The sequence below is a fragment of the Tabrizicola thermarum genome (assembly GCF_003574395.1).
Classification (GTDB): Bacteria; Pseudomonadota; Alphaproteobacteria; order Rhodobacterales; family Rhodobacteraceae; genus Tabrizicola; species Tabrizicola thermarum.
The window spans coordinates 418,998-432,221 of record NZ_QMJY01000013.1 but is presented as its reverse complement, the minus strand read 5'-3'; the positions used below and the strand labels follow the sequence as shown (position 1 = coordinate 432,221).

Genomic DNA, 13,224 nt, shown 5'->3' with positions numbered 1-13,224 from the left:
GTCCGCGTTGACGCGGATATTTGGTTCATTATAATCACCAGTGGTTCAATGATAATCAGCCCTTGCCTTTGCGTCAACGAGATTGGCTGGGCAGGGGTCACGCCGGAGTCATCATGTCCACCACTGTCGCCAAGGCCTTGTCGTTGCTGGACCATTTCTCGGAAGCAGAGCCCGAGATCGGGCTGTCGGAACTGGCGCGCCGGTCAGGGGTGGACAAGGCGACGGTGCATCGGATGCTGGGGGTGATGTGCGACGCGGGCCTTCTGGAAAAGCGCGGCGATGCAAGGCTTTACCGGCTGGGGGCGGGCGTGCTGCGGCTGGCGCGTGTGCGTGAGGCGGCGTTTCCGGTATCCGCTCTGGTCCAGCAGTCGCTGGCGGAGCTGGCGGCGCGGCTGGGCGAGACGGCGCATGCCTCGCTGATCTCGGGGCGCGGGCTGGCGACCATCGGCATCTGCGAAAGCAACCGGGGCAGCCGGGTGTCGCTGGTGGCGGGCGAGATCCTGATGCTGCACTGCACCGCCTCGGGCCTGGCGGTCCTGGCCTATTCCCGGCCCGAACGGGTGGACCGGGTGCTGGCCGAGCCGCTGGTGGCCCGCACCACGCGGACGATCACCAACCCGGGGGTCTTGCGGGCGCGGCTGGAGGAGATTCGCCTGTCCGGCTTTGCCGAGGCGGATCAGACGGCAGAGGACGATGTCTATGGCATCGCTGTCCCACTGTTCGACAGCGATGGCGAGGCGACCGGCGCGATTGCGATTGCGACGCCCGCGCACCGGATGACGAATGACCTGCGGCAAGAGATCATCACCGCGCTGATCGCCGAGGCCGAGCGCGTGACGGTGAGTTCGGGCGGGCGCGTCCCCGCCACGTTCCGCGCCGCTGCGGCCCGGTTCGTGCAGGTCTGAGTCTGATTGACCGGGCGATGATTGCGGTGCATAATAATAACCAGTGGTGGCAATAATGAACCGACATGAGTCAACCCCGGATAGATGCCCTTCGCAAGGCCCCTGTTGAGCCGTTTCAGCACCTGATCGATGGCCGGTCGGTTCCGGCCTCGGATGGGGGGGTGACGACCGTCGTGTCGCCCATCGATGGGTCGCGGCTGACCACTTATGCCCGCGGAACGGTGGCCGATGCCGAAGCCGCCATTGCCGCCGCCCGCCGCGCCTTTGACGATGGCCGCTGGTCCGGGCTGGCCCCGGCGGCGCGCAAGAAGATCCTGCTGAAATGGGCCGACCTGATCGAGGCGCAGGCGGTGGACCTGGCCGTGCTGGGTGTGCGGGAGAACGGCACCGAGATCGGCATGGCGCTGAAGGCAGAGCCTTTGTCTGCGGCGGCGACGGTGCGCTACTATGCCGAGGCGATCGACAAGCTTGCGGGGGAGATCGCCCCGACCGACCCGGCGTTTCTGGGGCTGGTGCACCGGGAACCGGCGGGGGTGGTGGGCGCAATCGTGCCGTGGAATTTCCCGCTGATGATCGGGGCGTGGAAGTTCGGACCCGCGCTGGCGGCGGGCTGCACGGTGGTGCTGAAACCGGCGGAGACGGCTTCTCTGACGCTTGTGCGGGTGGCGCAACTGGGGCTGGAGGCCGGACTGCCTGCGGGTGTTCTGAACGTGGTCACAGGCGAGGGGCCGGTCGTTGGTGCCGCGATTGCAGCGTCGATGGACGTGGATGTGCTGGTCTTCACCGGCTCGGGCGCGACGGGGCGGCGGCTACTGGAGGCGGCGGCGCGGTCGAACCTGAAGCGGGTCTATCTGGAGCTGGGCGGCAAGTCGCCCAACATCGTCTTTGCCGACGCGCCGGACCTGGACGAGGCGGCGAAGGTTTCGGCGATGGGGATCTTCCGCAACTCGGGCCAGGTCTGCATTGCAGGGTCGCGCATCCTGGTCGAGCGCAGCGTGCATGCGGCGTTCGTGGAGAAGCTGGCGGCGCAGGCGGCGGCGATAAGGGTGGGCGATCCGCTGGACAGCACGACGCAGGCGGGGGCGGTGAATTCGCTGCGGCAGTTGCAGCAGAACCTGCGGTTTGTCGCCGAGGCGCGAGAGGCGGGCCGGACCGTGATCGGCGGCGCGCGGATACGGGAGGAGACGGGCGGGTTCTACATGGAACCGGCGATTGTCGAGGCCCGGCCCGAGGATCGGGTGTTCCGCGAAGAGGTCTTTGGCCCCGTGGTCACGGTGACGCCCTTCGACACCGAGGCGGAGGCGGTCGCGCTGGCCAATGGCACGTCCTACGGTCTTGCGGCGGCGGTGTGGACTGGAAACCTGTCCCGGGCGCATCGGATGGTGCGGAAGATCCGCGCGGGGCTGGTGCATGTGAACACCTATGGCGGGTCCGATCTGACGGTGCCCCTGGGCGGGGTCAAGCAGTCCGGCAACGGGCATGACAAGTCGCTGCATGCCTTTGACAAATACCTGAACCTGAAAACCGCCTGGGTGAAGCTGTGATGCTTGCCCTGCAAGGAGCCTGACGATGAAGGATTCGAATTTCCTCAAGGAAAACAACGCGCGGCACCTGTGGCATCCTATGGCGCATCCGGCGGACAGTCTGGCGAACCCGCCGGAAATCATCGTCGAGGCGGAGGGGGTGGAGATCATCGACGTCGACGGCCACCGCACCATCGACGCGGTGGGGGGGTTGTGGAACGTCAACCTCGGCTATTCCTGCCAGCCGGTGAAGGACGCGATCACGGCACAGCTGAACCGGCTGCCTTATTATTCGATCTTCCGGGGCACGACGAACGACAACGTGATCGAGCTGGCCGAGATGCTGGCCGATTTCTTCGCGCCGGACGGGCTGAGCCGGGCCTTCTACACCAGCGGCGGGTCGGACGGGGTGGAAGTCGCGCTGCGGCTGGCGCGGCAGTATCACAAGATCCGGGGCGAGGCGGGTCGGGTCAAGTTCCTGAGCCTGAAGAAGGGCTATCACGGCACGCATACTCTGGGCGCATCCGTCAACGGCAACGCGAATTTCCGCACCCAGTATGAGCCGCTGATGCCGGGGTGTTTCCATACCCCCGCGCCCTACACCTATCGCAACCCGTTCAACGAGACCGATCCGGCGCGGCTGGCGCAGCTGTGTCTGGCGGCGATCGAGGACGAGATCAGGTTCCAGGACCCGTCCACCATCGCGGCCTTCATCATGGAGCCGGTCTTGGGCGCGGGCGGGGTGATCCCGCCGCATGAAAGTTTCATGCCGGGGGTGCGGGCGCTGTGTTCGAAATACGGGATCCTGCTGGTCGCGGATGAGGTCATCACCGCCTTCGGGCGGACGGGCAGCTGGACGGGCTCGCGCCACTGGGGGGTGCAGCCGGACCTTCTGGTGTCGGCCAAGGCGATCACCAACGGCTATTTCCCGTTCGGCGCGGTGATGGTGTCGGAAGCCGTGGCCGAGGTGTTCGAGAGGGATACCAGCGGCAAGGGCGCCATCGGGTCCGGGTACACCTATTCCGGGCATCCCGTGGGGGCGGCGGCGGCGATTGCCTGTCTGAAGGAGACGCAGCGGATCCAGCCACAGAAGAACGCGGGGGCGCGGGGGGCGCAGCTGTTTGCCGGGTTGCAGGCGCTGATGGCGCGGCATGAGGTGATCGGCGACGTGCGCGGCGGCCATGGGCTGATGTGCGCGCTGGAGCTGGTGGCGGACCGGGCGACCAAGGCCCCCATCGACAAGAAGACCATCGGCAAGGTGCATCGCGCGACCTATGAGGCCGGGGTGATGGTCCGGGTGTCGGGCAACAACATCATCCTGTCGCCGCCCCTGGTCGTCACCGAGGGCGATGTGGCGAAGATCCTGTCGGCGCTGGAGGCTGGCTTCGCCGCGCTGTGACGGCGGTCGGGGGCAAGGTCAGTCGTCCGGATCGCCGGAGGAAGGTGCGCGCCGGGCCAGGCGTTTCAGGAGCGAGGCCAGAATCGCAGCCTCGCCGTCGCCGAGAGTGTCGCGGAGGTGCCGGTCGAAGCCGATGGCGAGCTGGCCCAGTTCGGCAAAGGTGGCCTGACCCTTTGGCGTCAGCGACAGCACCTCGGCCCGGCGGTCGGTCTCGCTGGGCCTGCGCATCAGCAGTCCGGACTGTTCCAACGCGGCAACGGCGCGGCTGACCTTGGTCTTTTCGATATGGCTGATCGCGCAGATGTCGCGGGCGGTCATCGCGCCGAACTTGCCCAGATTGGCCATCACCCGCCATTGCGTGCGGGTCAGCCCATGGCGGTCGCGGTAGATCGCCTGGAACCCGTGCGAGGTCGCCTCTGCCGCCTGATTCAGGAGGTAGGGCAGGAAATCCTCGAGATCGAAGCCGTGGGTCGGGTCAGTCATCGGCGGCGTTCCCTTCGTTGCGGCAAGTGCCTGGCATGGGGGGTGGGCCCGGGTCACGCGACGGGTTTGACCCGGTCGGGATGGGCGGCGGCGAAGGCGGGCAGCGGCTCCAGCGCGGCGGCGATGTCGGCCAGGCGGGGGAAGGGGGCCAGGTCCACCCCCCAGCGGCGGGCGTTGTAGAGCTGCGGCACAAGGCAGATGTCGGCCAGCGTCACGCTGTCGCCATGGCAGAAGCGGCCTTCGGGGCGTCGGGTCAGCAGGCCTTCCAGCCCTGCAAGGCCCAGCGGGATGAAATGCTGCATCCAGCCCTCCATCGTGGCGCCGAGGCTGACGGCATGCCGGGCGACGCGCAGGTTGCAGACCGGATGGGTGTCGATGGCAATGGCATGGGCCAGAGCACGGACCCGGGCGCGATCCGCCGGACCTCCGGGCAGCCAGCCTGCCCTCCGGGTTTCGTCCAGATATTCCAGGATCGCCAGCGACTGCGTCAGGCGGAGATTGTCGATCTCCAGCGTCGGGACGAGGCCCTGCGGGTTGCGCGCCAGATTGGCGGGCGCAGTCTGTTCGTCCGCCGTCAGGTCCACCGGCACTGCCCGGTAGGTCAAGCCCAGCAGGTTCAGCGCGATGCGCACCCGATAGGCCGCCGAGGACCGCCAGTAATCATACAGCACAATCTCGGCCATCGGCCCCTCCGATTAGTTGCCAACGCAACTTTATCTTGACTTGGTTGCATCCGCAACTAAACTGGGCGCATGTTCCGCCTCGGCTGCGGGCAGGCGGCATATCAGCATCCGGGAGGAGCGCATGACCAGTCATTCCTTGCCTGTGGGCATGATCCGGGCCGCTTCTGTTGCCGGTCCGCATGAGGGCTACATGCCGGGTTTCGGCAATGACTTCGAGACCGAGGCGCTGCCGGGTGCGCTGCCGCAGGGGATGAACAGCCCGCAGAAGTGCAATTACGGGCTTTATGGCGAGCAGCTGTCGGGCACCGCCTTCACCGCGCCGAGCCACCAGAATGAGCGGACCTGGTGCTATCGCATCCGGCCCTCGGTCAAGCATACGCACAGGTTCAGGCGCATCGAGGTGCCGCACTGGAAGTCGGCCCCGCTGATCGATCCGGCGATCATGAGCCTGGGCCAGTACCGCTGGGACCCGGTCGCCGTTCCCTCCGAGCCGCTGACCTGGGTCACGGGGATGCGGACGATGACCACGGCGGGGGATGTGAACACGCAGACGGGCATGGCCAGCCACATGTATCTGGTCAATCAGTCGATGCAGGACGCGTATTTCTATTCGGCTGATGGCGAGCTTCTGGTCGTGCCGCAGGAAGGCCGGCTGCGGTTCTGCACCGAGCTTGGGATCATCGACCTGGAGCCGAAGGAAATCGCCATCCTGCCGCGCGGGCTGGTCTATCGGGTCGAGGTGCTGGAGGGCCCGGCACGCGGCTTTGTCTGCGAGAATTACGGGCAGAAGTTCACGCTGCCCGGCCGCGGGCCGATCGGGGCCAACTGCATGGCGAACCGGCGCGACTTCAAGACTCCGGTCGCGGCCTTCGAGGACCGCGAGGTGCCCTCGACCGTCACGGTCAAATGGTGCGGGCAGTTCCATGTGACCGAGATCGACCACTCGCCCCTGGACGTGGTGGCCTGGCATGGCAACTACGCGCCGGTGAAGTACGACCTGCGGACCTACTGCCCGGTGGGCGCGATCCTGTTCGACCATCCCGATCCGTCGATCTTCACGGTGCTGACCGCTCCGTCCGGGATCGAGGGGACGGCGAACATCGACTTCGTGCTGTTCCGCGAACGCTGGATGGTGGCGGAAAACACCTTCCGCCCGCCGTGGTACCACAAGAACGTCATGTCCGAGCTGATGGGCAACATCTATGGCGTCTATGATGCCAAGCCCAAGGGCTTTGTCCCCGGCGGCATGTCGTTGCACAACTGCATGATCCCGCACGGGCCGGACCGCAACGCCTTCGAGGGCGCGTCGAACGCCGCGCTGAAGCCCGAGAAGCTGGAGGACACCATGTCCTTCATGTTCGAGACCCGCTTCCCGCAGCACCTGACGCCCTGGGCTGCGACGAACGGCCATGCGCAGGAGGATTACATCGACTGCTGGGGCAGCCTGGAGAAGAAGTTCGACGGGACGCCGGGCGTGAAATGACAGACGGCGGACCGGGGGCCAGCCCCCGGACCCCCGGGATATTTTCGGACAGATGAAAGAGGGCAGATGCCGCTGCTGCGATCCTGGGTCGAAAGCGCCAATGCGCCGGACCATCCGTTCCCGCTGAACAACCTGCCCTGCGGGGTGTTTTCGCTGGATGGGGAAGAGCCGCGCTGCGGCGTCGCCATCGGGGATTTCGTGCTGGATGTGGCGGGGCTGGAGGAAGCGGGCCTGGTTGCCCTGCCCGGTGGTCCCTTCCTGGACGTGCCGTTCTGGAACGACCTGATGGAAGCCGGGCCGGTGGTCTGGGCCGCCTTCCGCGACCGGTTGACCGCCCTGCTTTCGGACGGCGCGGCCGAGAGGGCGGCGGTCGAGCCCTTCCTAGTGCCTCTGGCCGGTGCAACCCTGCACATGCCGTTTCTGGTCAGCGAATACACCGATTTCTACGCCGGGCGGCACCATGCCACCAACGTCGGCACCATGTTCCGCGGCGCCGAGAACGCCCTGCCGCCGAACTGGTTGCATATCCCCATCGGATATAACGGGCGGGCCTCGTCGGTGGTGGTCTCGGGCACGCCGGTCCGACGGCCCTGGGGGCAGATCAAGGGGCCGGACGATGCGGCCCCGCGCTTTGCGCCCTCGGCCCGGTTCGACATCGAGCTGGAGATGGGCGCGGTGGTGGGCCAGCCCTCGACCCATGGCCAGCCGGTGACGGTGGAGGAGGCCGATGCGATGATCTTCGGCTATGTCCTTCTGAACGACTGGTCGGCGCGGGACATCCAGGCCTGGGAGTATCAGCCGCTGGGGCCGTTTCAGGCCAAGGCGACGGCAACGACGATCAGCCCCTGGATCGTGATGAAGGCGGCGCTGGAGCCGTTCCGCACCTCGACGCCTGCGCGGGAGAAGCCGCTGTTGCCCTACCTGCACGAGCCGCGCCCGATGCTGTACGACATCGCGCTGGAGGTCGCGCTGACGCCGGAAGGCGGGACGGAAACCGTGATCGCCCGGACGAACTATGCCGAGATGTATTACTCGGCCGCCCAGCAGCTGGCGCATCACACCACCAGCGGCTGCGCGATGAACGTGGGCGACCTTCTGGGGTCCGGCACGATCTCGGGCCCGACGAAGGAGTCGCGCGGCAGTCTGCTGGAACTGTCCTGGGGCGGGAAGGAGCCGTTCCCGGTGGCGGGCGGCACGCGCAGTTTCATTCAGGACAACGACACGCTCACCCTGCGCGGACAGTGCAAGGGGGACGGTTACACCATCGGGTTTGGCGAGTGCACGGGCAAGGTGATCCCGGCGCTGGCCGACCCCTACGCGAGATAGGACAGGACATGGCAAAGGCTTTCGCGTCGCAAGGCGACATGGCGGAGAAGACGATCAGCTTCACCGAGATCGGCGAGGGCCTTTACGCCTTTACCGCCGAGGGAGACCCGAACTCGGGCGTCATCATCGGCGATGACAGCGTGATGGTGGTCGAGGCGCAGGCGACGCCGCGTCTGGCGCAGAAGGTGATCGACTGCATCCGGGGAGTGACGGACAAGCCGATCAGCCATGTCGTCCTGACGCATTACCATGCGGTGCGGGTGCTGGGGGCGTCGGCCTTCAAGGCCACGCAGATCATCATGTCGGAAGCCGCGCGGAACATGGTGGCCGAGCGCGGGCAGGAGGATTGGGACAGCGAGTTCCAGCGATTTCCCCGCCTGTTCCAGGGGCATGAGGACATCCCCGGCCTGACCTGGCCCACGACGACCTTCAACGGCAAGATGACGGTCTGGCTGGGCAAGCGGCGGGTGGACATCCTGCAACTGGGCCGGGCGCATACGGCGGGGGATGCGGTGATCCATGTGCCGGACCAGAACGTGATGTTCACTGGCGACATCGTCGAGGCCCATTCGGCCTGCTACTGCGGCGACGGCCATTTCAACGACTGGGGCGGCACGCTGGAGGCGATCCGGGCCTACGATCTGGACGCGATCGCTCCGGGGCGCGGTGATGCGGTGGTGGGGCGCGCGGCGGTGAACGGGGCGCTGGACCGGACGAAGGATTTCGTGGAATCGACCTACCGGCCCGTGGCCAGAGTCGCGGCGCGGAATGGGAGCCTCAAGGAAGCCTGGGAGGCAGCCCGGGCCGAGTGCGATCCGAAGTTCAGGGACTATGCGATCTACGAACACTGCCTGCCCTTCAACGTCGCCCGCGCCTATGACGAGGCGCGCGGGATCAGCCATCCCCGCATCTGGACCGCCGCGCGCGATCTGGAGATGTGGGCGGCGCTTCAGGGCTGACGGTCTGGGGGAACGACATGACTGCGCTGGTGCCGGACCGCTACACGCTTGCCTTCCGCCTTTATCCGTACGCGAAATCGCCGGACCAGGACGCGGCAACCCCGGTCCGCCACGGGGCGGTGATCGTGGGGGGCGGTCCCGTCGGCCTTGCCATGGCGCTGGACCTGGGGCGGCGCGGGGTGCCGGTGCTGCTTCTGGACGACCACGAAGGCGCGGGCCTGGGCAGCCGGGCGCTGTGCTTTGCCAAGCGCACGCTGGAAATCTGCGACCGGCTGGGCGCGGCGGGGCCGATGCTGGAGAAGGGCGTGCAGTGGAACCTGGGCAAGGTGTTCCACGACGACCGGCTGCTGTATGAGTTCAACCTGTTGCCGGAAGGCGGCCATGCCTTCCCGGCCTTCATCAATCTGCAACAGCCCTGGTTCGAGAAGTTCCTGCATGACGCCATCGTCCAGGTCCGGGCCGAGGGCGCGCCGATCGAACTGCGGGGCAAGAACCGGGTCGATGCCGTCAACGTGGCCGATGACCATGTGACGCTGGACATCCTGACGCCGGACGGGCCTTACCGCCTGGAGGCCGACTGGCTGATCGCCTGCGACGGGGCGCGCAGCCCGGTGCGGGGGATGCTGGGGCTGAGCTTTGACGGGCGGGTGTTCGAGGACAACTTCCTGATCGCCGACGTGAAGATGAAGGCCGATTTCCCCACCGAACGCTGGTTCTGGTTCGAGCCGCATTTCAAGTCGGGCGACTCGGCGCTTCTGCACAAGCAGCCCGACGACATCTGGCGCATCGACTTTCAGCTGGGCTGGAACATCGACCGCGCGAAGGAGCTGGAGCCGGAGAATATCCGCAGGCGGGTCGATGCCATGCTGGGGCCGGACGTGGAGTATGAGCTGGACTGGTGTTCCATCTACACCTTCCAGTGCCGCCGGATGGAGAAGTTCCGCCATGGCCGGGTGCTGTTCGCGGGCGATTCTGCGCATCAGGTCAGCCCCTTCGGCGCACGGGGCGCGAATTCGGGCATTCAGGACGTGGACAACCTGGGCTGGAAGCTGGCGCTGGTGCTGGAAGGGCTGGCGCCGGAAAGCCTGCTGGACAGCTATGACGCCGAACGGGTGCATGGGGCAGATGAAAACATCCTGAATTCCACCCGCGCGACGGATTTCATCACGCCGAAAACCCCGGTGTCGAAGCTGTTCCGCAATGCGGTGCTGCGCCTGGCCGAACATCTGCCTTTCGCGCGGACGATGGTGAACTCTGGCCGGTTGTCGGTGCCTTGCACCTATGACGGCTCGGTCCTGAACGGGCCGGATCATCCCGACATGCCCGCCCGCACGCGCCCCGGATCGGTCTGCCCCGATGCGCCGTTGGCGGGGGGCTGGCTGCTGCGCCAGCTTGGCCCGGGCTTCAGGCTGTTGACCATCGACTCCGAGGCGCCGGAGGTGCTGTCTGCCCATGGTCTGACCGTGCCGTGTCTGGCTCTGGCTGCGACGCCGGAACTGACGGCGCGCTATCTGGGCACGGCCAAGGGTGCGGTCTACCTGATCCGGCCCGACCAGCATGTCGCCGCCCGCTGGGATCGCTTTGACGAGACAGCCGTTGCCGAGGCGCTGGCCCGTGCGATCGGAAAGGTGTGACCGATGCTGATTACCACTCCGAACCTGACCCGGCCGGACGAAAGCTATGCCGCGCTGATCGCCACGCATGAGGGCCTGAGCGAGGCGGAAAGCCATGCGCTGAACGCCCGGCTGATCCTGATCCTGATGAACCACATCGGCGATCATGCCGTGCTGGCCGAGGCGATGCGGCTGGCGCGCGACCCGGGGGCTCAGGCGAAGTTCAGCGAAACGGTTCCGAACGGGCCGAAATCGGCGTGAAAGCGGCTGCCGGGTGGGGCTTCGATCGGGCGGATGAAGCTGCCGGACAAGAGGATATCTCCGGCCGCTATCCCCATGCCGTAGTCGGCCAGCCGGTGAACCAGCCAGAGGATGCCGCTCACCGGATCGTTCAGGACCCCCGCGCCAAGGCCGGTTTCCTCTACCACCCCGTCGCGCGTCACGATGGCGCCGACCCAGCGCAGGTCGAAGGCCAGGGCGGCATGGCGCTGGGGGCCAAGGACGATGCCCGCGTTCGCTGCATTGTCGCTGACCGTGTCGGTGATGATCCGGGAGCGCCCCGTGGCCGGGTCGGCTCGCAGGATGCGGGTGTCGAGGATTTCCAGGCTAGGGGCGACGTGGTCGGTGGCGGCCAGCACGTCGTTTCGCGTGACCTCGCGGCCTTGCAGGGGGGCCTTCATGACAAAGGCGATCTCGGCCTCGATCCTTGGCTGGATGAAGCGGTCCTTGGGCACGGTCGCGCCATCCGGGAACAGCATGTCGTCCAGCAGGACGCCAGAGTCGGGCGTGGCGATGTTCAACGCCTGCTGCATGGCGCGGCTGGTCAGGCCGATCTTCCAGCCGATGACCCTGCGCCCCTCGGCCCGTTTGCGCGCGACCAGGGCGGCCTGCACGGCATAGGCGTCGTCCAGAGTCATGTCGGGATAGCGCAACGACAGAAGCCCGCATTGCACGCCGGTCCGTTCGGCCTGAAAAAGCATTTCAGCGGCTTCGGTGATCTGGTCCGGTGTCATTCGTCGGCCACCCCGTTCCGCAGGGTGCCGATGCCTTCGGCGGTGACTTCGATCACGTCGCCGGGTTTGAGCCAGATGGGCGGGTCGAAGCGCGCGCCTGCCCCTGTGGGGGTGCCGGTGACGATGATGTCGCCGGGGACCAGCGTCGTGAAGGTGGAGATATAGGCGATCTGCCGCGCCACGGGGAACAGCATCCGCCCGGTGCGGTCCTGCTGGCGCAACTCTCCGTTCACGCGGGTTTCCAGTGCGATGTCGAGGATCTGGGAAGGGTCGGTGAAGGGGACGGCCCAGGGACCCATCGCGCCGGAACGGTCCCAGTTCTTGCCTTGCGTGACGTTGAATTTCGCGTGGCGCACCCAGTCGCGGATCGTGCCTTCGTTGCACAGCGTGACGGCGGCGATGTGGGACAGCGCCTCGGATTCAGGGATGCGGCGGCCGGCCTTGCCGATGATGACGGCGATCTCGCCTTCGTAGTCGAGTTGCGGGCTTTCCGGCGGGCGGATCAGCGGCTGCCCGTGGCCGGTGAAGCTGCGGGCAAAGCGGGGGAAGAGGGACATGAACGGCGGGGCGTCCTGGCCGTCCTTGTACTCGGCATTGCGGTCGGGGAAGTTCACGCCCACGCAGATGATCTTTTCCGGGTCGGGGATCGGGATGTCGTATGTGAACGATCCTTCGGGATGGCTTGCCGGGCGGCCTTGCCCTGCTTTCAGCACCCGAAGAACCGCCCCGGCCTCGATCACATTGCGCAGGGTATTCCACTGCGGAAACTCGGGCGACAGGGCGAGAACGCCTCCCGCAGCGGTCACGCCCCAGTGTTGCTTGCCATCGGCGGAGAAGGTCACAAGGTTCATGGCGTCAGGGCGCGATGATCGGGGTTGCCTTCAGGTCGCTGTCGGCCAATGTGGCGCCGTCAAAGACGGACCCCAGTTCGAACCACGACCGCGGGGCGGGCGCGCCCCAAAGGGTCTGGCGCTGCGGGTCCTTCAGGTCCCATTTGATCGGCTCCAGGTCCGGGTCGCAGGTCTGGTAGTCGGAACAGTAGATTTCCGTCCGGTGCCCGTCCTTGTCGCGGATGTACAGGAAGAAGGCGTTCGAGATGCCGTGGCGGCCGGGGCCGCGTTCGATGTTGGCGAGGTAGCCGGTGGTGGACATCAGGTCGAGAAGGTCGATGATGTTCAGCGGCGTGGGCACCCAGAAGGCGGTGTGGTGCAGGCGAGGCCCGGTGCCATTGGTGAAGGCGATGTCATGGACGCCGCCCTTCCGGTGCATCCACGCGGCCCAGGTGCGGCCTGTCTCCTCATCCGCGGTGTATTCGGTGACGCGGAAGCCCATGTCGCCGTAGAATTCCACAGCCCTGTCCACGTTCGACGAGAACAGGTTGAAGTGGTCGATGCGCAGCGGCTTGACCCCGCGATAGAGACGATACTGCTGATGGATCGGCGGCAGGCGGTCCATCCGCGCGTAGAATTCCAGCGGCACGCCCCAGGGGTCGCGGGTGGCGAGGACCCGGCCCATGAAGGGGCGTTCGGTCCAGGCCACGGGCAGGCTGCGCGCCGTGAACCAGTGCGCGGCGCGGTCGAGGTCGTCCTCGGACCAGAGCTTGAAGCCCAGCACGCCCACCGAAGCCTCTGCCGACTGGCGCAGGATCATGCAGTGGTGGCCGCGTTCCTCCATCGCGCGGAGGTAGATCGCCGTGGCATCCTCGTGCGTGACCTGAAGGCCCAGCGTGTCGACGTAATAGGCGCGGGACCAGGCGAGGTCGGTGACCTTCAGCTCGACATGGCTTAGGCGGACGATGTTGAAGGGCGGGTTCAGGTTCGGGGCGGGGATGGGCATC

General features: G+C 66.7%; 13 protein-coding genes. 8 read left to right on the top strand and 5 right to left on the bottom strand.

Annotated features, from left to right (window positions below; translation table 11 throughout):
- Positions 1-113 precede the first annotated feature (113 nt).
- The 3 genes from D5084_RS06915 (at position 114) to D5084_RS06905 (ending at position 3,827) form a co-directional block, all read left to right on the top strand.
- Positions 114-905 carry an IclR family transcriptional regulator gene (locus tag D5084_RS06915; RefSeq protein WP_128514778.1) on the top strand — a complete coding sequence of 264 codons (792 nt, stop codon included), beginning with the start codon at positions 114-116 and terminating at the stop codon, positions 903-905.
- Between the two features lie 65 nt (positions 906-970).
- Positions 971-2,449, top strand: coding sequence for an aldehyde dehydrogenase family protein (locus D5084_RS06910; protein WP_128514777.1), 1,479 nt, complete (start codon positions 971-973; stop codon positions 2,447-2,449).
- Between the two features lie 25 nt (positions 2,450-2,474).
- Positions 2,475-3,827, top strand: a complete 1,353-nt coding sequence (locus D5084_RS06905; RefSeq protein WP_128514776.1) for an aminotransferase class III-fold pyridoxal phosphate-dependent enzyme — start codon at positions 2,475-2,477, stop codon at positions 3,825-3,827.
- An 18-nt stretch (positions 3,828-3,845) separates the two neighbouring features.
- On the opposite strand, the gene D5084_RS06900 is transcribed toward D5084_RS06905, so the two are convergent.
- Together D5084_RS06900 and maiA are read right to left on the bottom strand one after the other, a co-directional pair.
- Positions 3,846-4,310 carry a MarR family winged helix-turn-helix transcriptional regulator gene (locus D5084_RS06900; RefSeq protein WP_128514775.1) on the bottom strand — a complete coding sequence of 155 codons (465 nt, stop codon included), beginning with the start codon at positions 4,308-4,310 and terminating at the stop codon, positions 3,846-3,848.
- Between the two features lie 53 nt (positions 4,311-4,363).
- A complete protein-coding gene (gene maiA / locus D5084_RS06895) occupies positions 4,364-4,993 on the bottom strand; it encodes a maleylacetoacetate isomerase (RefSeq protein WP_128514774.1) in 630 nt (209 codons plus the stop codon).
- Between the two features lie 121 nt (positions 4,994-5,114).
- Between maiA and hmgA the strand changes: the two genes are divergently transcribed.
- From hmgA to D5084_RS06870, 5 genes are all read left to right on the top strand, one after another.
- Positions 5,115-6,476: a homogentisate 1,2-dioxygenase gene (gene hmgA / locus D5084_RS06890; RefSeq protein ID WP_128514773.1), complete on the top strand. Its 1,362-nt coding sequence runs from the start codon at positions 5,115-5,117 to the stop codon at positions 6,474-6,476.
- Between the two features lie 66 nt (positions 6,477-6,542).
- Positions 6,543-7,802 carry a fumarylacetoacetase gene (fahA, locus tag D5084_RS06885; RefSeq protein ID WP_128514772.1) on the top strand — a complete coding sequence of 420 codons (1,260 nt, stop codon included), beginning with the start codon at positions 6,543-6,545 and terminating at the stop codon, positions 7,800-7,802.
- Positions 7,803-7,810: 8 nt separating this feature from the next.
- Complete coding sequence (locus D5084_RS06880) at positions 7,811-8,761, top strand: MBL fold metallo-hydrolase (RefSeq protein WP_128514771.1); 951 nt, start codon at positions 7,811-7,813, stop codon at positions 8,759-8,761.
- 17 nt (positions 8,762-8,778) lie between these two features.
- Positions 8,779-10,395 carry an FAD-dependent oxidoreductase gene (locus tag D5084_RS06875; protein ID WP_238382549.1) on the top strand — a complete coding sequence of 539 codons (1,617 nt, stop codon included), beginning with the start codon at positions 8,779-8,781 and terminating at the stop codon, positions 10,393-10,395.
- Between the two features lie 3 nt (positions 10,396-10,398).
- Complete coding sequence (locus D5084_RS06870; protein WP_128514770.1) at positions 10,399-10,635, top strand: DUF2783 domain-containing protein; 237 nt, start codon at positions 10,399-10,401, stop codon at positions 10,633-10,635.
- On the opposite strand, the gene hpaH is transcribed toward D5084_RS06870, so the two are convergent.
- The 3 genes from hpaH to hpaD are packed head-to-tail and all read right to left on the bottom strand — an operon-like array spanning position 10,587 to position 13,223.
- Entirely contained in the window at positions 10,587-11,387 is an 801-nt protein-coding gene (gene hpaH / locus D5084_RS06865) for a 2-oxo-hept-4-ene-1,7-dioate hydratase (RefSeq protein ID WP_128514769.1), read from the bottom strand. The two genes, D5084_RS06870 and hpaH, sit on opposite strands and share 49 nt — an antisense overlap.
- Positions 11,384-12,238 carry a fumarylacetoacetate hydrolase family protein gene (locus D5084_RS06860; RefSeq protein ID WP_128514768.1) on the bottom strand — a complete coding sequence of 285 codons (855 nt, stop codon included), beginning with the start codon at positions 12,236-12,238 and terminating at the stop codon, positions 11,384-11,386. The genes hpaH and D5084_RS06860 overlap by 4 nt, the downstream gene beginning before the upstream one ends.
- A 4-nt stretch (positions 12,239-12,242) precedes the next feature.
- On the bottom strand, positions 12,243-13,223 hold the full coding sequence (gene hpaD / locus D5084_RS06855; protein ID WP_128514767.1) for a 3,4-dihydroxyphenylacetate 2,3-dioxygenase: 981 nt from the start codon (positions 13,221-13,223) through the stop codon (positions 12,243-12,245).
- Between the last annotated feature and the right edge of the window lies 1 nt (position 13,224).

Coding starts and splice junctions, on each gene's coding strand:
- D5084_RS06905 (WP_128514776.1), top strand. CDS start 2,475: ATGAAGGATTCGAATTTCCTCAAGGAAAACAACGCGCGGCACCTGTGG.
- D5084_RS06870 (WP_128514770.1), top strand. CDS start 10,399: ATGCTGATTACCACTCCGAACCTGACCCGGCCGGACGAAAGCTATGCC.
- D5084_RS06915 (WP_128514778.1), top strand. CDS start 114: ATGTCCACCACTGTCGCCAAGGCCTTGTCGTTGCTGGACCATTTCTCG.
- hpaH (WP_128514769.1), bottom strand. CDS start 11,387: ATGACACCGGACCAGATCACCGAAGCCGCTGAAATGCTTTTTCAGGCC.
- hmgA (WP_128514773.1), top strand. CDS start 5,115: ATGACCAGTCATTCCTTGCCTGTGGGCATGATCCGGGCCGCTTCTGTT.
- D5084_RS06900 (WP_128514775.1), bottom strand. CDS start 4,310: ATGACTGACCCGACCCACGGCTTCGATCTCGAGGATTTCCTGCCCTAC.
- fahA (WP_128514772.1), top strand. CDS start 6,543: ATGCCGCTGCTGCGATCCTGGGTCGAAAGCGCCAATGCGCCGGACCAT.
- D5084_RS06880 (WP_128514771.1), top strand. CDS start 7,811: ATGGCAAAGGCTTTCGCGTCGCAAGGCGACATGGCGGAGAAGACGATC.
- D5084_RS06910 (WP_128514777.1), top strand. CDS start 971: ATGAGTCAACCCCGGATAGATGCCCTTCGCAAGGCCCCTGTTGAGCCG.
- D5084_RS06860 (WP_128514768.1), bottom strand. CDS start 12,238: ATGAACCTTGTGACCTTCTCCGCCGATGGCAAGCAACACTGGGGCGTG.
- maiA (WP_128514774.1), bottom strand. CDS start 4,993: ATGGCCGAGATTGTGCTGTATGATTACTGGCGGTCCTCGGCGGCCTAT.
- hpaD (WP_128514767.1), bottom strand. CDS start 13,223: ATGCCCATCCCCGCCCCGAACCTGAACCCGCCCTTCAACATCGTCCGC.
- D5084_RS06875 (WP_238382549.1), top strand. CDS start 8,779: ATGACTGCGCTGGTGCCGGACCGCTACACGCTTGCCTTCCGCCTTTAT.